A 23,607-nucleotide genomic window follows, 5' to 3' on the forward strand; every position below is an offset into this window, starting at 1 on the left:
CCGAAGGCGAGTCGGCGAAGGCGGCTTGTTTTCTGTTTTTCTTTGACGTTAACATAGTGCCCTTATAGTCGTTTTTTGTAACATAAACTGTCAAGCGGTTTGATGGTTTCATTGGAGGATGTGTTGAGAAAAATTATCGGCATTGCGGCGCCGGCCAGGTCGGGAAAGGATACCGTGGCGTCGATGTTGCTCCGGCATCGCAAGGTCGCCGCCTATGCGCTTGCAGACCCGCTCAAGATCGGCTGTCAGGCGCTCTTCGGCTTGACTGACGCAGAAACCTGGAACGACAGCATCAAGGAAAACAGGATTCCCTTATGGGGGCGTTCACCGCGTGAATTCTTTCAGCATGTGGGTACGGACTGGATGCGCGCGCACAATCCGGAGCATTGGTTGATGCGGGCAGAGCGTGCGATTCACTCGCCTGTTAGCCAAGACAAAGGTTTAATGACGCCGTCGTTGCAAGACGCCAAGGCGCCGTTCAAGCTGGCCGCGCAAGCCTTCTTCGACCTGTCTTGCCGGCAAACCTGGGATAGCGATGCTGCCGATACGATGGACCCGTTCTGGAACTTGTCGCCCCGGCAAATGTTTGATTTGATCGAAGCCTTGGCCCTGACGGATTTCCCGGATTATTTTGCACGTAGAGCACAACGCCCGATAGCCGAGCCGACCAGGGGCGTACCTTTTTTGGAGGCAAGCGAGGTGATCATCATCAAGGATATACGCTTCGAGAATGAGGCCGATTTCCTGCGCCGCCATAACGGAACCCTCTGGCACATCGTTCGAAATGACGCGCAAAAAGTCAATGCGCATGCATCCGAGTTGGGCATCGCAATCGGGGAAAAAGACGTGGTGATTTACAACAATGGCACGCTTGAGCAACTCGCCATCGCGGTGGAAAAGGAGTGGCGAAACCACTGCTACGATGATGCCTTAACCAACGAGTAAACTGTAAAGCTCTGGGTTTTCGATCCGGCGGCTTCAAAAAGTCAGCCTCAATTGGATCTGGCATTGATAGGAAAAAGTCGACCCCAATCCGTCTAGTGACTCTCTTTCAGGGTCGACTCAATGTCTCAAAGGTTTAAACAATATGCTCCCAGTCTATTTTATTAGGCATCGGGTTTTCTTTTTCCGGCCCAATGTCCGGGCTCTTTAATTCCTCGGGACATTGCTCACTCTTTTTCGTCTCGTTGACCAGGTAATTTTTAGCTTCTTGGGTGCCAAACGCGATGCCTTTCTTTGCGGCATCAAGATCGGGATAGATTGTCTTTCCTACGACCCCCCATAAGGCGAGGATCATCATCACCATGGATAAAAAGGGCGCAGACACCATTAAAAATTTGATCAGTCCAAATAATAGATGTCTAGTCATGGTTGCCTCCTCCTGTAAGCGTACTGGTCATTTTTACCATAAATGATCCATAAAATATAGTCGTACTGCTACCGAGATCTCCGATAATTTATGCCGATTCTCCCACAAATCAATTGATGAATAGCGTAAGCTTAATGCAATCTTTATGAATTTGTTCGTAAATATCAGATGAAAAAACTCTTTAGGGCAATCTTTAAACTGTTACGTCTCGGGAGGTAATCATTGATGCATCATAAAGAAAATTTTTTTATTAAGTTTATGAGGTTGGCGGGCCCTTTTTGGCGTTCCAAAAACCGCTTAATCATAGGGGTAGAGACTGTCTTGCTGATTGGTCTGACGGTGATGCAAATTGAACTGGCAGTCTATATTACCCAATGGAATGCAGATCTTTTTGATGCCATTGAGCAGCGATCAATGGCTGGCGTAAAAAACCAGGCCGTCGTATTGATGCTGATTTTCATTGGCGGCATCACTATCGCTACAGTCCATTTAATCGTCAAACGGCGCTTATTGATTGGTTGGCGGACATGGCTAACCGAAAAAGTCATTGCCAAATGGATTGAACAAGGCCGCCATTATCAGATTACCTTTTTATCCCAAAATGACCATGACAATCCGGACGGCCGCATCGCCGAAGACATTCGTATTGCGACCGAAGACGCTATAGCGCTAAGTCATTCATTGTTTTACTGTTTACTGATGTTGGCGAGCTTTACCCCTATTCTTTGGGGCATCTCCGGAAGAGTGGTATTTGAGTTCGGCAGCGTTTCGATTCCGGTGATGGGATACTTGGTCTGGATTTCGATCAGCTACTCAATCTGCGCTTCGATTTTTGGCTGGTGGATGGGTAAACCGATGACATCGGCCACGCATACAAGACAAACCCAAGAGGCTAATTTTCGGCACGACCTGATCGATATCCAGAATCATTCTCAAGCTATCGCACTGATTCGCGGCGAGATCAACGAACAAGAGCGGCTACTCGATTCGTTTCAAGCGATTATCGCGTCCTATGCCGAACAAACGACAGCTTGGATTAGGATTCAGATATTTACTTCCGGCTACTCGGTCGCCTCTATGGCTTTGCCGATTTTAGTCGCATCGCCTCGTTATATCGCCGGCGCCATTTCATTGGGGATGTTGATTCAATCCGTCCAGGCCTTTCAGCATATGGTTTCCGCTTTGTCCTGGCCGGTCGACAACATGGCCCAAATCGCCAAATGGCGAACATCGGTCGAGCGGGTTTTAGGGCTCATGAATGCACTTGATCATCTGGAACGTGACATTTCCGATCTGAATTCACAGCAAATCCATGTCAATGAGGCCAATGTTTCGGCGCTAAAGTTCAAAAACATCAGGCTGGAAGGCCAGGAAGGCGAAAAACTTTCCATCGTTGTCAATCATGAAATCAAAGCGGGCGAGCATGTGCTGATTGCCGATCAAGCCAACAATGGAGCCAAGCTGTTTAAGGCGATTGCCGGTTTATGGCCCTGGGGATCCGGCCAAATTGAAGTTCCGGCGGGCCAATCGACATTCTTTATGCCGCCCAAGCCCTACCTGCCTGCAAAGTCGTTATTTGAAGCCATTTGCTACCCCAAAACCAAGGCGGCGTTTGACCTGGCCGAGGTAGAAAAAAAGCTTGAGCAAGTCGGCCAAAAAGCCCTTATCCATCAACTGAACCGAGTCGATGCCTGGGAAGATGTGCTGTCAAATGAACAGCAGCAGTGTTTAGGCTTGGTGCGCGCGTTATTGCATCGGCCGCAATGGATTTTCGTGCAGGAAGCTCTCGACTCACTGCCGCCCGATGACGAGGCGAAAATGCTCAAATTATTGGCCCACGAATTACCTCATGCAGGCATTTTGACGATTACGCATCAGCCGGCTGCGCAGGCTTTTCACCAACGGAAACTCAAGCTTTAGAAAGCGCAGATAATTTTGATCGGCTCAAGCCGGCCATTTTGCGACATTCAATTAATCGAAAACTTCGGTTATGATTGGCAGGTTTAAGTTAGTAAGCTGACTCAGCTACCTGTCAAGCAAACTTCTTTTCGTCAAATCATTTATCTGCTACTTTTTTATAAGTTAACAACATAATGTTTATAGAAAAAATATTTTAAGGATAAATTTTAGTGAAAATAAAAATTCTAGGTGCCAATGGACTTCACGCTAGTGAAATCCGAGCCGTTACTAAAATGGAAGCATTTCGTGATAGTTGGTACGCATATGCCGGAGTTTTAGTCGTAGATGATCAAGGCTCAATGGATATTGATGTTCTAATCATAACACACGACCGCTTGTTATTAGTAGAGCTTAAAGAATGGAATGGTGATTTAGAAGACATTGGTGGTCAATGGTATATCAATGGTTCATCAAGGGGTAAAAGCCCATATGCAACAAAGCGAGTACATGCGATTCGTTTAGGTAAGCTCTTGGAAAAAGAATTAAAGCATAAATTAGGATATTCTCTTTTTGTCGAAGCTCACGTCGTATTGTGTGGAAATTCAACTCCTGAAAAAATCTCTAATAAAGAGAAAAGATTTGTTCATACGCTTGATGATTTCTTAAAAATTTCAAGTTCAGTTTATGATGAGATCGTTGGACACAGTGACGTACCAAAGCATCTGTTTGAAACGCTAAGAAAACCTAGACCTAACAGCAAGGAATATCTGCCAATATTACAAGGTTTCTTTGATAGCCCAAAAGTTAGACCAAAACAGTTCAAGATTCACAATTTCATTGCTGAAGAAACTCCTTGGTTTACCCATAGGAGCCAATTGTACAAGGAGTTTAAAGGATTTCACGAAGACGCAGCACATGAACTCGCTTTAATGCGGCGATGGGATTTTAGCCAACTTGGAACTGGTTTTGCTACTCAGAATCAATGGGCTGATATTGCATTGAGAGAGTCACGGATATTGGGATATGCCCGTGATAGGAATAACAGGCTAGATGAGTATCTTCTCCGCTCTAAAATGTCTCTTGGAAAAGATGATATTACTGAGGATGTTACCGAAATTTATGAAATTCGCCGTACCTATACTCGACTTGACGATTTTATTAATGGCCAGATTAATCAATCTGATACTGAATCACGACTTGATTTAGTGCGAGCATTATTAGTTCCATTTTCAGAACTCCATAGTATTGGCATTGGACATCGAGATGTGGACGGCCATAATCTTTGGTACGCTAGTGAACAAGCAAGTATTGTTGTTTCAGGATTTGCAACAGCATTTTTTCCAGAAAGAGGGACGATTAGAGACTTGCGTGAGCAATTACAAAGTAGCAATTTAAAGCTGCCAGAGGATGCCTATAAAACAGAAGGAGAGATATTAGACGCTTTCCGTCAAGATGTATTTATGTTAGCAACCATCGCTTATCGCATTTGTTTTAAAGAGCAGACACTCAAAAAAGATGATGATGGCATTCTTGTTTGGAAGGAACCAAATCCAGATGATTTCCAGGGTCGCTTAAATTCTTGGTTCATTAAAGCATTATCCTTTGAGCCAAAAGATAGATTCGCAAATGCCTCTGAAATGCTGTCCCAGTTTAATGATACAACAGGATTAGCATCGAATTTATCTGATGATTTTAGTGCCTTTGACGCTGTAATGGAGGGTGATTTTGTAAAACGAAACTGGGGCATAATTAATCTATTTATGAAATATCCTCCTGCACCTGGAGAGAATCCCTCTGTTGGTGGCGAGACAAGCAAATATCGTACATTTGCGGATGAGTCAGAAGCATACGTTAAAATTTGGCAACAGGTTAAATCTCAACAAAATCGCGCGGGAGAAAATCGACGGATATTGAGATTTCGACAACGCATTGAACATATTGCAAAGAGTAACATCCCTACCCCTCAAATCATTGATTATGGCTTGTTAGAAAGTGGTGGACTTTACCTAATCACACGGATTGAACCAGGACAGCTATGGAAAGAAGCTATATCCGAGATAGAAGATAGTGAGCATCGCTTACAGGTTGCGATTTCTTTGGTCACTACACTGATTGATCTGCATGAACAAGGTCTAACCCATGGTGATATTCACCCCGATAATATTTTAGTTAAAACCACCACAGATGTGGAATCGGATAATAACGAAGTAAAACTCCCTGTCGTCATTCTACTTGATATGTTGGATTTCGGTGAACAAACTGAACCATTCAACCTTGAGTACGGACCTTCAAATCCTGCTGCCGCTGACGCAGAGGAAAGAGATAGGTTTGCTGCTTACAAGATGATTAAAGAACTGATTGAGGGGGATGACTTTCCTGTAATCACCGAAGAAATAAATCGTGGATTTAAGTCCCCTAATGGGATTCCAGTTGCGCTGTCTCCTCTGCAAGAAGCTTTGAAAGCTGCTTTAGCGTCAAAATCAACAGAAAAAACCGCTCCAGAGCAACCCTCGATTTATTTTATTTGGAACGATTACTCTTTCCCCAGTTCTGACTTTGAACTTGAACATGATGGAGCGTTCTATCATTGCAACACGGTGTGGGATAGGAGAAACACAGAGCTCCTTCACTGTTATCTCACTTCGGTTAACTCATCACTTTCTATAACATTTGATCCCGAACAACGGCAAATTCGTGATGTTCGCTTCAAGCCAAATATTCCGCTCAGCGAAGTTGTTCAAGCTAGCAAAAAATCACAGGAACAATTGAGCTGTAAAATTGTGATTAAACAAGGCTTTCCAAATCCCAGTTCAACTCGAGCAGTTTTAAATTTTTTACTAAGCCTTGATAGCGTACTTACACTTTTAGAGGAAAAATTCACTTCTATAGAAGATGCAACTACAGAAGATGGACTTGAAACTGAATATGTTTCTGTAAGGGATATTTGGAGGACTCTAGCCGAAACAGAAAAGGAGACGCTCTTAACGGTAGAGATAGGAGACACAGAAATCCAAGAAAACTTTAACGGTCATCTGTTAATTCCTTATATTAACAACTCAGGAAGAACTTTCGATTTTGAAATAGATGACATTGTATTAGTTAAAGAAGAAGGGGAAGATAACAGCTTAGGTAACTTGGATGTTTACCAAACTAATGCTGACTTCCTTTTCTTGAATCCCAAACGTGCCAAGTTACAAAATCATCTAAAAAAAGGCAATATCCTTCAACTTGAATCGGTGCGAAATAAAGCATCACGAGATCGAAGGCATAAAGCACTTGAGAGGGTTCTAGATAACGCAGCTTCAATACCCAAGCTCATGGACTATTTTGACATTAAAATAGCCCCTGACTTGGTACAGCTTGAGGATGAACCAGATGATCAGATAATTTCAAGATATAATTCCAATGGTAAAAAACTAAACCCAAAACAAGAAGAGGCATTTCGTCAACTCACGGCTTGGGGACCTTTGGGCGTTCTTCAAGGACCTCCAGGTACAGGTAAAACTGCATTTATCAGTATTTTTATACATTACCTTTTTCATGATCTTGGTGCTCGCAATATTCTTTTAGTTGGACAATCCCACACATCTGTTGATAATGTGGCTAAAAAGGTTAGGGAGGTATGCAAGGATCATAAGACTGAGTTATCAGTAGTCCGTATTGGACAAGAAAACATGATTGCTACCGAGTTGCTTGATACACATACAAGGGCTCTTCAAAGGCGAATGCGTCACCAATTTCATCGAGAATATGATCAACGCATATGTACTTTTTCTCGAAGTTTAGTTTTGCCAGATAGTTTTGTCAGAGAGGTCGCCGCCGTCCACAGGAATATATCTCCATTGCTTGATACTTTAAGAAAATGTGCTGAAGGAATTACAGAGATAACATCTAGACCTGTTCAATCTGAAAAAGACCAAGACAGATTGGCAGACCTAATAAATGAACAAGAAAAACAAGAAAATGCTTTTCAGTCTTTTGTTAATAGTCGTTTTCCGATTGATGCCAATAGGTTGATTAATAGCGAAAAACGTTGGGAAACTATTGTGCAAATAATCGCCGATTCGCATGAAATCAATAACCCATCTGCAACTACAAAATTATCCAATTTATTGAAACTCAGTCATGAATGGCTTGATGTACTTAAAACGGGGGAAGCCAATTATGACCAGTTTTTAGTAAAAACTAGACAGCTTGTTTGTGGAACTCTCGTTGGTTTAGGACAGAAACAACTTGGTATTGCTGAAACTGATTTTGATTGGGTGATTGTTGATGAAGCGGCTCGTGCCCAAGCAAGTGAACTTATGATTGCTATTCAATCTGGTAGGCGGGTACTATTGGTAGGAGACCACAGACAACTACCGCCTCTTTATGATAAGAATCATCTCAAATCTGTTGCCAAACGACTTGGTATCTCTCAAAAAAGCATCATAAAAACAGATTTTCAAAGACTATTTGAAACCACTAAAGGAATTACTCTTGATACACAATATAGGATGTGCGAACCGATTGGTGATTTAGTCTCACATTGTTTCTATGCAAATGAGCTCACAAAGTTAAAAACTGGACGTGGTTCTTCTCCTGATTGGTATTCTGCTATGCCGCATCCTTGGAATACACCTGTAGTATGGATAGATAGTGGACAAGGCGAGTGTGCAACAGGTGAAGAGCCTAATCGCAATGGTAAGGGCAAAGGATATGTTAATCATCATGAAATAAATATAATTTTAGATTATTTATGCTTACTTTCTCAGAGTCCGCATTTAGAACACATCCGTGAATCTCATACGGAATCTCAAAAATATGTAATTGGTATTATCACCATGTACCGAGCACAACTAGACCTTCTTGAACAGAAGCTCAGTCAAGCGGAATGGGCGGGACCTTTGCGAAACTTGATAAAAATCGATACTGTAGATTCTTATCAAGGTCAGGAAAACCCCATAATAATTTTAAGTTTGGTTAGAGATTCCATTGATAAACAACAAGGATTTCTAGTAGATGAGCCTCGAATCAATGTATCTCTGTCGCGAGCACAAGAGCGATTAATTATTATTGGAGCTTGCCGTATGTGGCAAAACATGAATAGCGACGATCCATTAGCAAGGGTTTTTAAGTTTGTCAAAGAACAAGCAATAGCCAAGGAAAGTGACTACAAAATCGTTGGTGCAGATTCCTTAAATGGGGGGAGAAATGGATAACTTGAATATAGATATTGATTCAAAAAAAGAAACACGAAGGACTGCGAATGTAATTTCTTTGATGTTACCAGCAAGGATGTACGAGTTTGAATGTTCATGGACAACAGAACAACCATTACCCGCTATGGAAGAATTTTCATGTAGATTGCTATTAATGTTGGGAACAATCCATCCTAATGATCTTCAAAATTACTTTGGACTCAATAATCAGGAAAGAGAGGTTCTGCTTAACAGTTTGTTTGAAAAAAGACTTGCCGTCATCAATGCAGATGGCAGCATAAAGCCTTCTTCTCTTTTACAAACGAAATCAGCTAATGGAGTGGATTTGGTTCCCTCTTTAACGGTTTTTGAAGAGCGTCAAGAAAAAGCAGTGTTCGATCTCTTATCTTTGCAATTACTTTCGAAGGCCAATTATTCAGGAACCCGATGGGGTTTACCAGAAATCGAAGCTGACTCAGAACTCATGAAAGCATCACAAGATCAATTATGTGAAGCTTTCAGTCGCCAATATCGAGCGCATTTAGAGAATACGCGGTCATCACATGAAGCACAAAAGACTCGACTTTATAAAATAGGGCAATGCCAACAACAACGTACATTGCAGGTACCTATTGATATGGTAATAGAACTTGAGCCAATTCGAGATCATGATGTAAGAATAATTCGAGATGTAAGTCAAAAGGTTGGAGAAGCTCGGAAATTTCCGCTTTCCAATGAGCTTGAGGCAAAGATAGCTGATTACTTAGGGAAACTAAAGATTTCCGACGAAGGGATATCTATCGATAAATTTTGCGAACTATTCGGTGATGAGGTTCTTAAGAGATATATATCTGATAAACGTTTCGACTTGAGTGCTTGGTTACTAGACAGGGATCGCAAGAAAACAGGCTATGGAAACCCTAATACACGGGCACTCTTGGGACCAGTATATCTAAGAAATAATCGTATCGAAGTGGAAAGATGGCTAAAAAATTTTTTGTCAGAGTCGGAAGATAAAAAAGCAGGGCGAATCTATTGGTTGCCAGCAAATGTGCCGCTTTGGGCGGATAGTGGAAATGAACTTGCGGAATTTATTGCCAAAATAGACGATGTGTTAAAGAAAAGTGATAATTCGCATGAAGGCTTGGTAACGCTATTCCCCACTGAAAACAACGACGACTATTACCATCCTCGAAAAAAGGCTTTTTCACAGCGATTACCACACGGGGTTGCACTCTACAACGCATCACCGCTTGATCGAGTCGAATTAATGGTATTCCAAGGGTATTTTGCAATTGCTCAATTTCATCTTCAACCTAATAAAACTAGTGGGGTTACTTTCCCAATCGGCTTTATGACTTCCGATCCAGACAGAGTAACTCGCATAGAAGACGTGTTGAAGGAGAGATTAAAAACTGTTACTAACTATAACCTGATGTGGTCTCGAGATAAAAGAAATTTAGACGATTTATTAGACATTGATTATCTCCAGATAGCAAAAAAGAATTACAACCATCCGCAGCCTCAGAAGCCAGTGCCATTGATAACCTATAAAAATAAATCTAATTTATAGATGAAAACGGTAAGTACACAACCCTACCAGTTGTATATCTTCCAATACCCGGGCTATACATGTCTCTTTATGCTCGAGGACAGACTGTTGGCCGACACTAACCAGAAGTTAAAATAACTGATGTCAAGGACGGTTTTGGGTCGAATTCAGTCTATCACTGTCAGATCAGGTTCAGAGATTTTGCATATTAAAACTCAAGAAAAAACTGAGCAAAATTTATTCATTACTTGACGTAATGGTCGGACTCGGTCGGTAGCGGTTTGGCCATTTATTTGCGAATAATACGGCTCATTTTTTCTGTTTCTGAAACAGCTCGACCGCATGATTGTGGTCTTGCAGGGTCGATGAAAACACATGCGTGCCGTTGCCCTTCGCGACAAAATACAGGCTGTTGCCGGCATCGGGGTGCAGGGCGGCATGTATCGCCTCGCGTCCCGGCATCGCAATCGGCGTCGGCGGCAGGCCTTTGATCAGGTAGGTGTTGTAGGGCGTCTGGGCTTTGAGATCCGGCTCGGCGATATTGCCGTGATAGTTGTCGCCCATGCCGTAAATCACGGTCGGGTCGGTCTGCAGCGGCATGCCGCTTTGCAGGCGGCGGACCATAACGCCTGCAATAAGGGGGCGTTCATCTTCCGCGCCGGTCTCTTTTTCGATAATCGAGGCCAGGATCAACGCCTCGTAGGGCGAATTAATCGGCAAATTCGCCGCTCTTTGCGGCCATTCTTCCTGCAATACCAGCTGCATCTTGTCGTAGGCCCTTTTCAACAAAGAGACATCGGACATGTTTTTCTCGAAGAAATAAGTATCCGGGAAAAACAGGCCTTCGGCTTTGCTTTCGCTGATGCCGAGCTGGGCGCGCAAGGTTTCCGGCGAAGCATCCTTCAGCGTATGCTCGATATGCGGATTGTTGTTCATTTCAGCCAGGATGTCGTCCAGGCTCCAGCCTTCCGGGAATGTGATGCTGTGCTGGCGGGTCTTGCCTTCCGCGATCTGGTCGATAATCTCGGGCAAGGTCAGGCCGGTGGCGAATTCATATTCGCCGGTCTTCAGCTTGGCGGCCGCTTGTTTTTGCAGTGTGATCACCTTAAACCATAAGGAGCTGACCCTCAGGTGCTGTTCGGCCAATTTTTCGGCGATCCGCCCCATCGAATCGCCCTTGACGATTTCGATCACGACCGGATTGTCCTTGACGGCCGGCGCCTGCAGGGCCTGGCGGTAGTCCATCCAGGCCCAGCCTCCGATGAAACTGATGAATAATAAGGTCAAGCCAACGATTTTATTGCTCACGGCGAAGCGTCTCTTGTTTATAGTCGGCTAACCATTGCTGGAGCTTCCGGGTGACAGGTCCCGGAGCGAAAGCGTTCTGTTCGACCTGTTTGACCGGCCAGATGCCGATGATCGAGTTGCAGACGAAGACTTCATCGGCCGACAATAAGTGTTCGGGGGAATAACTCCGTTCATTAACCGTAAGTTGATGCTGATTGGCAAGCTCCATGATCAGGCCGCGGATGATGCCGGCGATACCGCTTTGTTCAAGCGCTGCGGTATAAACCGCGTGATCCTTCACATAAAACAGGTTGGTCATGGTGCCTTCGATCACCAGGCCGGCGTTGTCCAGCATGATGCCTTCCTGAACGGCAGGATCGCTCCATTCGGCGCGGGCGAGCACCTGCTCCAGGCGGTTCAAATGTTTGATGCCGGCCAAGGCCGGGTTGATGCCGAGGCGCGTTTGGCAAATGCGGGCATTGATGCCCTCCGTGCTAAAGGCGTCCGGGTAATCGGGGTAGGGATGCAGGCTTAGAATCCGGGTCGCTTGTATCGCCTCCGGCCGCCGGTAACCGCGTCCGCCGGAACCCGAGGTCACGATGATCTTCAGTACGGCCTGGGCCGGGGCTTGCCGGCACAATAGGCCGGCTTCTTCGGTAAGAATGTCCGGCGCGGGACACGGAATCGAGAGCCGCCGGCAGCCGTCTTCGAGTCGCTTCAGATGCCGATCGAAAAAAACCGGCCTTTGGCCGTTGATTTCGATCGTCTCGAACAAGCCGTCGCCATATTGCAGGCCACGGTCCGCAACGGGCAGGGTCTCTCCGGGGTCACCATTGACAAGCAGCATTGGCGGACAGGGCGACCCTGTGCAGGATCGACGCTTATTCGTAGCGTTTGAAAATCAACGTGCCGTTGGTGCCGCCGAAGCCGAATGAATTGGACATCGCGACATTGATCTTCATGTCGCGCGCGACATTCGGTACATAATCGAGATCGCATTCGGGATCGGGGTTGTCCAGATTGATCGTCGGCGGCGCGATCTGATGCTTGATACTGAGCGCGGTCAATACCGCTTCGATACCGCCGGCAGCACCCAGCATGTGGCCGATCATCGACTTGGTCGAGCTGACCGCAACTTTGTAGGCGTGGTCGCCCAGTGCCGACTTCATCGCCTGGGTTTCGCCGACATCGCCGGCCGGCGTCGAGGTGCCGTGCGCATTGATGTAATCGACTGCGTCTGCATTCAAGCCGGCATCGCGCAACGCATTGCGTATGCAGCGCGCCGCGCCTTCGCCGCCGGGTGACGGGGTGGTCATGTGGTAAGCGTCTCCGCTCATGCCGAAGCCGACCACTTCCGCGTAAATCTTGGCACCGCGCGCTTTCGCGTGTTCGAGTTCTTCGAGCACGACCACGCCTGCGCCGTCGCTGAGTACGAAACCGTCGCGGTCTTTATCCCAGGGCCGGCTGGCCGCTGTCGGATTGTCGTTGCGGCGCGACAAGGCTTTCGCCGAAATGAAGCCGCCCATCGCGGTCGGCGAAGTGGTGCAGCGCTCGGCGCCGCCCGCAAGCATTACGTCCGCATCGCCGTGTTGGATCATCCGTGCCGCATCGCCGATGTTGTGGGTACCGGTCGCGCAGGCGGTCACGATTGCATAATTGGGGCCTTTCAGTCCGTATTTGATCGACAGGTTGCCGGAAATCATGTTGATGATGTTGCCGGGCACGAAAAACGGCGAAATCCGGCGCGGACCGCTTTTATCGTACACCGCATAACATTCTTCGATGCCGGTGACGCCGCCGATGCCGGCGCCGATCGCCACGCCGATCCGTTCCGCATTGGCTTCGGTCACTTCGATGCCGGAATCCTCGAACGCCTGACAGCCGGCCGCCATGCCGTAATGAATGAATCCATCCATGCGCTGCGCGTCTTTGGCCGGGATGTATTGGGTGACATCGAAGTTGCGAATCACACCGCCAAAGGTGGTAGCGAAAGGCGAAATATCAAAGGAATCGATAGGGCTGATGCCGCTTTTGCCGTTGATGATGCCGTCCCAGGTTTCTGCCACCGTGTTTGCTAAGGGCGTAATGGCGCCCAAACCGGTGATTACGACTCGACGTGTGCTCAATGTGTGTTACCGTGTGGAATCTGTATTTTAGAAAAATCGGGGGGTAAAGCTTAGTGGATGCGCAGGATGTCATCCACTAATGAATCGCTAGTCTTAGGTGTTCTTTACGACGTAGTCGATTGCTTGCTGAACAGTGGTGATCTTTTCAGCTTCTTCGTCTGGGATTTCGCACTCGAATTCTTCTTCAAGCGCCATAACGAGTTCGACGGTGTCAAGAGAGTCGGCGCCCAAATCATCTACGAAAGATGCGTCATTGGCGATATCGTCTTTAACGCCCAATTGCTCTGCAACAATTTTTTTTACTCGTTGTTCAACATTACTCATAATTATTATCCTCAAGCAAAGTAAATATACAGTAGATATAAATCATATATTTACAATGATATTGTTGTTGGTATTACTAGAAATCCCGTCCACGGAAATTCCAGACGGTAGCCAAAATTATACTGTAATCTGAAGCCAAAGTCACAATATTAAGCTGGCCGGCCGCCCGTTTTCCATCAGTCCGTGGCGAAATGAGATCGGAAGTTACGGCATATACATGCCGCCGTTCACATGCAGGGTCTCGCCGGTGATATAGGCGGCGCCTGGCGAGGCCAGGAACGAGACCGCATGCGCGATTTCCTCGGGCGCGCCGAGCCGTTCCAATGGAATCGAGGCTAACAGCGAGGTCTTGATGTCGTCGCCCAAATCCTTGGTCATGTCGGTGTCGATGAAGCCGGGTGCGACGACGTTGACCGTGATGTTGCGCGAGCCGACTTCCTTCGCCAGCGATTTGCTGAAACCGACGATGCCGGCTTTCGCGGCGGCATAGTTGGCCTGGCCGGCGTTGCCGGTCGAGCCGACGACCGAGGAAATGCTGATGATGCGGCCGGTGCGGGCCTTCATCATGCCGCGCAGCACCGCCTTGCTCATCCGGAAAACCGAGGCGAGGTTGGTGTTGATGATCGCATCCCATTCCTCGTCCTTCATCCGCATCAACAGATTGTCGCGGGTGATGCCCGCGTTGTTGACCAGCACGGCCGGCGCGCCGAATTCGTCATTGACGGTTTTGATCACCCCGGCAATTGAATCGGCGTCCGCGACGTCGAGGCGGAGGCCTTTGCCGTTTTCGCCGAGATAAGCCGAGATGGCTTCCGCACCGCTCTCGGAGGTTGCGGTGCCGACCACAAAAAAACCGTCGGCGGCCAGTCTTTCGGCAATCGCCTTGCCGATGCCGCGGCTGGCGCCTGTCACTAAAGCGACTTGTTTAGCCATTTAACAGCTCCAAAGTAGTATGTAAAGATTTGCTATCGAAGATCGACACATGCTCGGCCCCCTTAACGATGCGTTTGTTCAGGCCGATCAGCACCTTGCCGGGGCCGCATTCGACAAAGCGGGTGACGCCCTGGTCGTGCATGAATTGGATCGAGTCGACCCAGCGCACCGGTTTGTAGAGTTGTTCTTTCAGGGCGTTGCGGATGACTTCCGGCGCGCTGTGCGCCATCACATCGGTATTATGGATCAGCGTGATGTCGGGGCTGTGAAAAGGTATTTGCTCCAGCTCAGCGCCGAGTTTTTCGGCGGCGCCGGCCATCAGCGCGCAGTGCGACGGCACGCTGACCGGCAGCAGCAGCGCGCGCTTGGCGCCGAGCGCCTGCGCTTCGGTGATCGCACGCTGCACCGCGCTCGCGTTGCCCGCAATCACGACCTGACCCGGCGCGTTGAAATTGACCGCCGCGACGACTTCGCCCTGCGCGGCTTTTTCGCAGGCTTCCGCGACCTGATGATCTTCCAGGCCCAAAATGGCCGCCATCGCGCCGATGCCTTGCGGGACCGCTTCCTGCATCAGGCGGCCGCGGGTCGCGACCAGCCGGATCGCATCTTCGAAGGCGATCGCATTCGCGGCGACCAGGGCGCTGTACTCGCCGAGGCTATGGCCCGCGGTCCAGGCCGGGCGCACGCGGCTTTGCCTGCTCCAGACTTCCCAGATCGCAATGCCGGCGGCCAGCATCGCGGGCTGGGTGTTTTGGGTTTGATTCAAGTCCGCTTCGGGGCCTTCGCTGACCAGTGCCCACAAATTCTTGCCCAAGGCGTCGGAGGCGCGTTCGAAGGTGTGTTTGATTTCGGGGAAACTGTCCGCCAGATCGGCCATCATGCCGACCGACTGAGATCCCTGGCCTGGAAAAACGAAGGCTAAGTCGTAGGTTTGTGTGCTCATGGATGTGTCGAGTGTCTTTAAAGGCTTTGTTATTTTTTTTCGAGGCGAAAGCGGCAAGGTGAGCCTTGCGACTTTCGCCTGCTTTTAGTACTTCAACAACGCCGAACCCCAGGTAAAGCCGGCGCCAAACGCTTCCAGTAGGACCACCTGGCCGCGCTGAATGCGTCCGTCGCGCACGGCCTCGTTGAAGGCCAGCAGCACCGAGGCGGAGGACGTGTTGCCCTGGTTTTCGAGCGTGACGATGACCTGTTCCATCGACATTTTCAGTTTCTTCGCGGTGGCCTGGATGATCCGGATATTGGCCTGATGCGGCACCAGCCAGTCGATCGATTCCTTTTCCAGATGATTCGCTTCGAGCGTTTCATCGACGATGCGGCCGAGCGTATTGACCGCGACCTTGAAGACTTCATTGCCGCGCATGCTGATATGGCCCGGCTCATGTTGATGGCCGTTCGGCGCCGCCTGCGGGTTCGGGCAATACAAGAGTTCCTCGTATTCGCCGTCCGAATGGATGTGCGTGGATAGGATGCCGTTTTCCTCGGAAGCGCCCAAGAGGATCGCGCCGGCGCCGTCGCCGAACAGGACGCAGGTGGTGCGGTCGGTCCAGTCGACGATCCGCGAGCAGAGCTCGGAACCGACGACCAGGACCTTGCCGGCCGCGCCGGTCTTGATATATTGGTCGGCGATACTCATGCCGAAGATCGCACCGGAACAGGCGGCCTGTACATCGAAAGCCACGCAGTTTTTGATGCCGAGACGTTGCTGCAACAAACAGCCGGTGCTCGGATAGACGCGGTCGGGCGTGCCGGTCGCGACGATGATCAGGTCGATTTCCTCGGCATCGATGCCGGCCATCTCGATCGCCTGGCGGGCGGCCGTTTCGGCCATGCTGGCCGCGGTTTCGTCGGCCCCGGCGATACGGCGGCTTTTGATGCCGGTCCGTTCGAAGATCCAACTGTCGGAGGTGTCAACCGTTTCCGAAATTTGCGTGTTCGTTAAAATTTCGGAGGGAAGATAGCCACCGGTTCCGATGACTCTTGAATAGCGGGTCATGAATGCGTTTCCAAAGACAGGTTTCGTTCGACCTGCTGACTGATTTTTTTGATGACGTCCTTTTTGACTTCAATCTCAGCCAGCTGTATCGCGGTTTTGAAAGCCAGCGCATCGGCGCCGCCGTGGCTCTTGATCACTAGGCCGCGCAGGCCAAGAAAACTGGCGCCGTTGTAAAGGCGCGGGTCGATGCGCTTTTTGAATGAGGATAATGCCGGATAAGCGATCAGGCCGGCCAATTTGGTCAACAGGTTAAGCGAAAACGCTTCCTTCAGCAGCGTGCCGATCATTTTCGCGGCGCCTTCGATCGACTTCAGCGCGACGTTGCCGACGAAGCCGTCGGTCACGATCAGGTCGACCTTGATTGCGCCGGCGTTCAGGGAATTGCCTTCGACATAGCCGATGTAATTCAACGACGACGCTTCGAGCAGTTTCGCGGCGGCCTTGACCTGCTCGTTGCCCTTCATTTCTTCCTCGCCGATGTTCAGTAAACCGACCCGAGGCGATTCGATGTTCTCGACCGCCTTGACCAGTTCGGCGCCCATTACCGCGAATTCGAACAGATGCTGCGCGCTGCAATCGACATTCGCGCCGAGGTCGAGCACGTGGGTATGGCCGTGAATGGAGGGAAGTGTCGAAATGATCGCGGGGCGATCGATGCCCGGTATCATTTTGAGCACGAAACGGGCGGTCGCCATCAGCGCGCCGGTGTTGCCGGCGCTGACGCAGGCATCGGCCTCGCCGTCGCGGACCAGGTTGATCGCGACCCGCATCGATGAGTCCTTTTTGTTTTTCAAGGCTTTCGACGGCGGTTCGTCCATTTCGACGCATTGGGAGGCGTGATGGACGGTCAGTCGGTCGCGATAAGTCTCGAGGCGGTCTCCCAACTTCTCTTTGATGACGGCTTCATTGCCCACCAGAATCAGCCTCAAATCCGGGTTGCTCTTCAAGCACTCCAGCGAGGCTGGGATCGTTACTTCCGGGCCATAATCCCCGCCCATCGCATCAATCGAAATTGTTAAACTCACCTTAACCGATGTCTCCGCATTAAAAACTAAAAAACCGAACCGGCAAGGGTTCGGTATCGGGTCGAACTAAAGCTCGAGGCTTATTCTTCGTCGCTGGTGCTTGTGATTTGACGGCCTTTGAAATAGCCATCCGGCGTGACGTGATGACGCAGATGGGTTTCACCGGTCAATGGATCTTGCGACAGCGCGCGGGTGGTCAAGGCATCGTGTGAACGGCGTTGGCCGCGTCTTGAACGGGATACTTTACTTTTTTGTACTGCCATGAGGGCTCTCCAGATTTTTTAAGTTGGTTAAAATGGAAAAGGGGTTGTCTTGTCGTTTTTGCCGATCCGCCTCGGGTTGACTCGGCGTACGGCTACCCGTATCCTGATCCGCGCAGGGCTCGGGATGTTTCGGGTATTGGGGAAGATTCAGCAACAATTCGTCTTCGATGATGTCCTGAAGAAAAACTTTTTCTCCTTCCACGAACAAAGGCTCGAAGCCTGGAGGCAAACGGTCTATTTGCTCCAGCGAATTGACGATGCCCAGATGGACTTCCGCTTGCACGGGCCAATCAAGGGCTTTTAGGCAATTCTGGCAGATCAGTTGCAGATGGGTTTCAATCTTCCCTTCGATCTTGGCCTGTCTGCCTTCACGGCTGAAAAAAAGATCGACGACGACTTTGCCATCGGTATCGAACAGCATGTTGCCGAGGCGGCCAAAATCTTTTAGCGAAAGCTCCCCTTTAAGTTCACCGCGCTTGTCGGCGAGGTGCAGTGGGTCAATATATCGGGGCAGGCGATCTAACATAAATCGGTAATATTATCGTGAAACCCTGCCAGGGTCAAATGCTAAATGATTTTAAGGCCTTATCACGAGGCTTTTTTTGACGGAGGAATTCGCGCGCTTCTTGCAGGCGGTGTCCCAAGCCGCATACGTCAAGTAAGGTCTTGGTGTTATACCCCCTTAAAGCGGGGGTTTTGCACCGCTTTTTCGCTTTTAATGCCGGCGTGCGTGGAAAAATAATAATAAAAACAATAGAATAAATAGTTAAGCGAGCTGGCATGGTATTCGCTATGTCCTAGGCATCTGAATCAATAATGGAGACACTGATGTCTAGTACTGTATCGCCGGACCTGCCCAAAACGGGGATTGCCGGGCTAAAAGAAAATTGGCGTGCCGACTTGTTGTCGGGTTTTTTGGTGTTTTTGATCGCGCTGCCGTTGTGTTTGGGTATTTCGATGGCGTCGGGATTTCCGCCTTCGGCCGGCATCATCACCGCGATCATCGGCGGGATGCTGGTTTCAAGGATCAACGGTTCGTTCATGACCGTCAACGGCCCCGCCGCCGGTTTGATCGTGGTCGTGCTGGACGCGGTGCAAAACCTCGGGCAGGGCGATGCGATGGCGGGTTACCGCTATACCTTGGCCGCGATCGTCGTCGCCAGTGCGCTGCAAATCGCGATGGGCTTTTTCAAGGTCGGCCGGCTCAGTTCATTTTTTCCGGCCTCGGTCGTGCACGGCATGCTGGCCGCGATCGGGATCATCATCATGGCCAAGCAAATCCATGTGATGCTCGGCGTGACGCCGGAAAAAGGCGATCTGTTTTCGACGATCGCGCAAATCCCGCACAGTATCATGAATCTGAACCCCGAAATCGCGATGATCGGCGTGACCAGCATCGCGATTCTGATTTTCTGGCGGGTGGTCCGGGAGCCGAAGCTGAAAATGCTGCCGGCGCCGATCCTGGTGGTATTGGCGGGCATCGGCCTGGGGCGTTTTTACGGTCTGGAGCATGAACATATGTATTTGTTCCTGCCGGATGCGAGTTTCCTGCCGCATCATGAAGCCACGGTCGGGCCGAAGTTTTTGGTCGCGATTTCGGATAATTTTTTGTCCAGTTTTTATTTTCCGGATTTCGCAAAAATTGCGACGGCCGAATTTTGGGAAGCGGTGGTCACGATTTGCCTGGTCGGCAGTCTCGAAAGCCTGCTTAGCGCCGTCGCCGTCGATAAGCTTGATCCTTATCGCCGGCATTCGGATCTGGATCGCGATTTGGCCGCGGTCGGCGCCGGCAACCTGGTTGTGGGCATGCTGGGCGGCCTGCCGATGATCGCCGAAATCGTCCGCAGTTCGGCCAACTGCAATAACGGCGCGAAAACCGGCTGGGCCAATTTTTTTCACGGGGTGTTTTTACTGCTGTTCGTGGTGCTGTTTCCGCGCCTGATCCACAGCATTCCGTTGGCGTCTTTGGCGTCGCTGCTGGTGTTTACCGGTTTTCGCCTCGCCTCGCCGAAGGAATTTGCGAAAGTGATGGGGATCGGCAAGGAACAGTTGTTCATGTTCGTGGTGACCATCATCGGCGTGCTGGCGACCGACTTGCTGATCGGCGTGGCGATCGGCATCGCGGTCAAATTTGCGATCCATATGTTTAGAGGCGTCAGATTGAACAATCTGTTCAAGATCCATTTTGTGCTGGAGCCGATGGAAGACGGTTCGCTGCTGGTCGAAATCGTCGGTGCGGCGATTTTTTCGAACTTTCTGGCGCTGAAAACCGCGCTGGCCGGGGTCGACCAGGGCAAACAGGTGATCTTTCAATTGAGCAATGCCTATATGATCGATCATACCGTGATGGAATTCCTGCACGATTTCCAGCACAATTATGAAGCCGCAGGCGGGTCCTGCGAGTTTTTCGGCATGGAATATCATGATACTTACTCGCGGCACCCGCTGGCGGTGCGCAAAATGAAAAGAGACCATATGTGCAGACGGCGTTCCGATCATCACGGTTTGCCGGCTTACGCAAATGAAAAGCCGTCTGCGTTGAAGGAAAGAGTGTAACCTGGGCGGGGAGCGGCTTTAGATTCGATGGGAGGCTTTGTGCCCCCAGACCTGCCAGGGTTTAAAACCTGGCAGGTCTTCGGCCGAGAAGTCGTTTTTAACTAAATCCAGAGAGCCTGGGCATCGAGCGCTTCGCGTCGTGTTCATACAACTTTATGCAATTCTTGAATAGTCCCGTCCAACACCGCGTTCTGGCTTTTTTGTTGTTGATGTCGCTGATGCTGGCGATGTTCATCGGCATGATCTGGCGCAATCTGCATCATTTCAACACCGTTTTTTCGCATGTGAATTACTCGCACAGCGTGCAGCATGCGTCGGTCGCGCTGCAAACCGCACTGATCGATTATTTGATCAAGGTCAGCCCGCTCGTCGAGCCCGAGAGTTTGCTGCCGACGATCGAGGCGTTGAGCAACACGGTCGCCGAATTGAACGCCTTGTTTGCCGAAAGCGGTTTTTTGGCCGAAAACACCGCGGCTAACATGGCCATCGTCAAGGCGATACTGGATGAGTGGCCGCAACCCGGCGGCAGTGAAAAACAGGAGCGTTTGATCAGCGCGTTGAACCTGCTCAGCGATACGCTGGATAATGAGCTTGGGCAGCGCGAGAAATTGCTCGGCGAGATCAGCGCGGATACGCAGACCGAGCTCGATCTGGCCACGATCACCTTCGCCGCGATCGTGGTGGTTGCCTTTGGTTTTTTTTACCGGCGGATTTTGTACCCGTTGCACGACCTGAGACTGCTGTTGCAACGCCTGACCGAAGGCAATTTTACCCGGATCACGACCGATCATCTCGATCCCTTGCTGTTGCCTGTCTTCAATAGTTACAACGACATGGTCAGCCATCTGGCCGAGCTGGAGGAAGCCAAACGGCTGTACGCGCAATCCTTGCAGCGCGAAGTCAGACTGGCGACCCAGGCCTTGCTCGAACAGCAGGCCAGCCTGGCCCGGGCCGAGCGGCTGGCTGCGGTCGGTGAAGTCGCGGCCGAACTCGCGCACGAGATCCGCAATCCCTTGGCCGGCATACAAATCGCGTTCAGCAATTTGCGCCGCGAAATCAACAATCCCGAGCAACATGACCGGATGGAACTGATCGGCAGCGAGCTGAAACGGCTCGGCCATTTGCTGAACGATCTATTGAGCCAGAGCCGCCATGTGCCGGAAATCGCCGCCGACATCGACATTGCGATGCTGATTCGCGATCTGGCCGCGTTGACCCGCTACCAAATCGCCGAGGCGATCCGTCTGGAGATCGCCGCGGATTCGCCCCTATACGCGCATATGCCGGCCGGCGGCCTACGGCAAGCCTTGTTGAATTTAATTTTGAATGCGGCCGATGCGCTTGAAGGCCATGCCGGTACGATCCGGGTGGAGGCGGCGAAAAGCGCCGAAGGCATACGGATCGATGTGACGGATGACGGACCCGGTTTTTCGCAGGAATTGCTCGATCAGGGCATCCGGCCGTTTCGCACGACCCGGCAACGGGGCACCGGCCTGGGGCTGACGATGGTGCAGCGTTTCGTGAAGGATACCGGCGGCAGCATCAGGCTTATAAACCGGGCGCCTCATGGCGCCTGTGTATCGTTATTTTTACCGGTCATGGATCAGGAGTCGCATTGATGATAGAAACCTTGCTGATCATCGAGGATGAAAAACTGTTGGGTTCCGAGCTTTCGCTGCATTACCGAAAAGCCGGATGGGAGGTCGTGTTGGCGGCGACCTTGGCCGAAGCCGAAAACTGGCTGGTCAAAAAAAATCTGGCCCCTTTACTGATTCTTTCGGACCTGAATCTGCCGGACGGCAATGCTTTGGATTTGATGGAAAAAATGAAAAAGAAGGCCGGGCATGCCGAGTGGCTGTTTCTGACCGGTTACGGCAGCGTGCCCGATTCGGTCCGGGCGCTACGGCTCGGCGCCTATGATTTTCTGGAAAAGCCCTGCGACCTGGAGCGGCTCGATCTGGTCGTCGCAAGCGCCGCGCGCAGCGCCGCGATCGTCAGGCGGGTGCACGAGCAGGCCAGCGTCGGCCATAAACGCTATTCGCCGAATGCCTATGTCGGCCGGAGCCGGCAGGCGCAGGCCGTGCGAGAATTGTTGCAGCGCCTGACCGAAGTGCCGTTCAGCGCGCTGATCATCGGCGGCGAAAGCGGCACCGGCAAGGGGCTGGTCGCCAAGATTCTGCATTACGGCGGCGCCCGCGCGCAGCAGCCGATGATCGAAGTCAATTGCGCCGCGCTGCCGCGTGAATTGCTCGAATCCGAATTGTTCGGCCATGAACCGGGCGCGTTTACCGGCGCGACCAGTCGTCATCGCGGGCTGCTCGAACAGGCCGACGGCGGCACCTTGTTCATGGATGAAATCGGCGAAATGCCGCTCGACCTACAGGCCAAGCTGCTGAAGGCGATCGAGGATCACAAGGTGCGCCGGCTCGGCGGCGAGAAAGAGGTCAGCGTCGATGTGCAGATCGTCGCGGCCAGTAACCGCGATCTGGAACAGATGGTGCGCGAAGGCAGTTTTCGCGGCGATCTCTATCACCGCCTGAGCGTGTTCAAGGTGATGCTGCCGCCGCTGCGCGCCGCCAAAGAAGATCTCGAAGATTTGGTGCCGATATTTGTCGCCGAATACAACGCGAAAGCCGGCCGGCGGGTCAAGGATATTCCGGAGGACGTCTGGGCCAAGCTGAAGAGCCATGACTGGCCGGGCAATGTGCGCGAATTGCGCAATGTGATCGAGCGCTGCGTGTTGTTTGCCGATGGGCCGGAATTTCCCGGTCAATGGCTGCAATTGCCGGGCCAGGCGGGCCCTTTGGCGCAAGCCGGGGTGACCGACAAAAACATGCTGCTTTTGCCTTTGGATGGCAGCATGGCGCTCGACGACATGGATAAGTTCATCATCAAAACCGCGCTGGAACGCGCGGACTACAATCTGACCGCGGCCGCCAGGGATTTGGGCGCGACACGCGAAACCCTGCGTTATCGGGTGCGTAAATACAATCTGAAAAGCGTTGAATAATCCTTTTTGATCTCTGGTTTTAAGTCCGCCCTATAAACCGGCAACGCGTCTTTAGGATGCGGCGCAGTGCCTTTGCGCGACCAGGTT

At 50.4% G+C, this 23,607-nt stretch carries 18 protein-coding genes; 7 read left to right on the forward strand and 11 right to left on the reverse strand.

Features of this window, described 5'->3' with window-relative positions; translation table 11 throughout:
- Nucleotides 1–123 precede the first annotated feature (123 nt).
- Nucleotides 124–945 carry a deoxynucleotide monophosphate kinase family protein gene (locus tag METLA_RS0120215; RefSeq protein ID WP_024300293.1) on the forward strand — a complete coding sequence of 274 codons (822 nt, stop codon included), beginning with the start codon at nucleotides 124–126 and terminating at the stop codon, nucleotides 943–945.
- Nucleotides 946–1,078: 133 nt separating this feature from the next.
- On the opposite strand, the gene METLA_RS0120220 is transcribed toward METLA_RS0120215, so the two are convergent.
- Nucleotides 1,079–1,369, reverse strand: coding sequence for a hypothetical protein (locus METLA_RS0120220; RefSeq protein ID WP_024300294.1), 291 nt, complete (start codon nucleotides 1,367–1,369; stop codon nucleotides 1,079–1,081).
- Between the two features lie 225 nt (nucleotides 1,370–1,594).
- On the opposite strand from METLA_RS0120220, the gene METLA_RS0120225 reads away from it, so the two are divergent.
- The 3 genes from METLA_RS0120225 (at nucleotide 1,595) to METLA_RS0120235 (ending at nucleotide 10,021) form a co-directional block, all read left to right on the forward strand.
- Nucleotides 1,595–3,289 (forward strand): ABC transporter ATP-binding protein/permease, encoded by a 1,695-nt coding sequence (locus tag METLA_RS0120225; protein WP_024300295.1) that lies wholly within the window; start codon nucleotides 1,595–1,597, stop codon nucleotides 3,287–3,289.
- Between the two features lie 209 nt (nucleotides 3,290–3,498).
- On the forward strand, nucleotides 3,499–8,469 hold the full coding sequence (locus tag METLA_RS0120230; RefSeq protein WP_024300296.1) for an AAA domain-containing protein: 4,971 nt from the start codon (nucleotides 3,499–3,501) through the stop codon (nucleotides 8,467–8,469).
- A 1-nt stretch (nucleotide 8,470) separates the two neighbouring features.
- The gene (locus METLA_RS0120235; protein WP_206740956.1) at nucleotides 8,471–10,021 is read left to right on the forward strand and encodes a hypothetical protein; all 1,551 of its coding nucleotides are present in this window, start codon (nucleotides 8,471–8,473) and stop codon (nucleotides 10,019–10,021) included.
- Between the two features lie 288 nt (nucleotides 10,022–10,309).
- On the opposite strand, the gene mltG is transcribed toward METLA_RS0120235, so the two are convergent.
- From mltG to METLA_RS0120290, 10 genes are all read right to left on the reverse strand, one after another.
- Nucleotides 10,310–11,308, reverse strand: a complete 999-nt coding sequence (gene mltG, locus METLA_RS0120240; RefSeq protein ID WP_024300298.1) for an endolytic transglycosylase MltG — start codon at nucleotides 11,306–11,308, stop codon at nucleotides 10,310–10,312.
- A complete protein-coding gene (pabC, locus tag METLA_RS0120245) occupies nucleotides 11,298–12,134 on the reverse strand; it encodes an aminodeoxychorismate lyase (RefSeq protein WP_024300299.1) in 837 nt (278 codons plus the stop codon). Before pabC ends, mltG begins: the two co-directional genes overlap by 11 nt.
- Before the next feature lie 34 nt (nucleotides 12,135–12,168).
- Entirely contained in the window at nucleotides 12,169–13,413 is a 1,245-nt protein-coding gene (gene fabF, locus METLA_RS0120250) for a beta-ketoacyl-ACP synthase II (RefSeq protein ID WP_024300300.1), read from the reverse strand.
- Between the two features lie 93 nt (nucleotides 13,414–13,506).
- A complete protein-coding gene (gene acpP, locus METLA_RS0120255) occupies nucleotides 13,507–13,737 on the reverse strand; it encodes an acyl carrier protein (RefSeq protein ID WP_024300301.1) in 231 nt (76 codons plus the stop codon).
- A gap of 204 nt (nucleotides 13,738–13,941) precedes the next feature.
- Nucleotides 13,942–14,670 carry a 3-oxoacyl-ACP reductase FabG gene (gene fabG / locus METLA_RS0120260; protein ID WP_024300302.1) on the reverse strand — a complete coding sequence of 243 codons (729 nt, stop codon included), beginning with the start codon at nucleotides 14,668–14,670 and terminating at the stop codon, nucleotides 13,942–13,944.
- Nucleotides 14,663–15,613, reverse strand: a complete 951-nt coding sequence (gene fabD / locus METLA_RS0120265) for an ACP S-malonyltransferase (RefSeq protein WP_024300303.1) — start codon at nucleotides 15,611–15,613, stop codon at nucleotides 14,663–14,665. The genes fabG and fabD overlap by 8 nt, the downstream gene beginning before the upstream one ends.
- Before the next feature lie 84 nt (nucleotides 15,614–15,697).
- A complete protein-coding gene (locus METLA_RS0120275) occupies nucleotides 15,698–16,666 on the reverse strand; it encodes a beta-ketoacyl-ACP synthase III (RefSeq protein WP_024300304.1) in 969 nt (322 codons plus the stop codon).
- The gene (plsX, locus tag METLA_RS0120280) at nucleotides 16,663–17,691 is read right to left on the reverse strand and encodes a phosphate acyltransferase PlsX (RefSeq protein ID WP_024300305.1); all 1,029 of its coding nucleotides are present in this window, start codon (nucleotides 17,689–17,691) and stop codon (nucleotides 16,663–16,665) included. The genes METLA_RS0120275 and plsX overlap by 4 nt, the downstream gene beginning before the upstream one ends.
- 80 nt (nucleotides 17,692–17,771) lie before the next feature.
- Nucleotides 17,772–17,954, reverse strand: coding sequence for a 50S ribosomal protein L32 (gene rpmF / locus METLA_RS0120285; protein ID WP_024300306.1), 183 nt, complete (start codon nucleotides 17,952–17,954; stop codon nucleotides 17,772–17,774).
- A complete protein-coding gene (locus tag METLA_RS0120290; RefSeq protein ID WP_024300307.1) occupies nucleotides 17,935–18,480 on the reverse strand; it encodes a YceD family protein in 546 nt (181 codons plus the stop codon). Before METLA_RS0120290 ends, rpmF begins: the two co-directional genes overlap by 20 nt.
- Before the next feature lie 302 nt (nucleotides 18,481–18,782).
- Here METLA_RS0120290 and METLA_RS0120295 point away from each other — a divergent pair, with 302 nt between their 5' ends.
- From METLA_RS0120295 to METLA_RS0120305, 3 genes are all read left to right on the forward strand, one after another.
- Nucleotides 18,783–20,510, forward strand: a complete 1,728-nt coding sequence (locus METLA_RS0120295; RefSeq protein WP_024300308.1) for a SulP family inorganic anion transporter — start codon at nucleotides 18,783–18,785, stop codon at nucleotides 20,508–20,510.
- Nucleotides 20,511–20,665: 155 nt separating this feature from the next.
- Complete coding sequence (locus tag METLA_RS0120300) at nucleotides 20,666–22,129, forward strand: sensor histidine kinase (protein ID WP_024300309.1); 1,464 nt, start codon at nucleotides 20,666–20,668, stop codon at nucleotides 22,127–22,129.
- Nucleotides 22,129–23,520, forward strand: a complete 1,392-nt coding sequence (locus tag METLA_RS0120305) for a sigma-54-dependent transcriptional regulator (RefSeq protein ID WP_024300310.1) — start codon at nucleotides 22,129–22,131, stop codon at nucleotides 23,518–23,520. Before METLA_RS0120300 ends, METLA_RS0120305 begins: the two co-directional genes overlap by 1 nt.
- The last annotated feature ends 87 nt before the right edge of the window (nucleotides 23,521–23,607 follow it).

The organism is Methylomicrobium lacus LW14, from assembly GCF_000527095.1.
Taxonomy (GTDB): domain Bacteria; phylum Pseudomonadota; class Gammaproteobacteria; order Methylococcales; family Methylomonadaceae; genus Methylomicrobium; species Methylomicrobium lacus.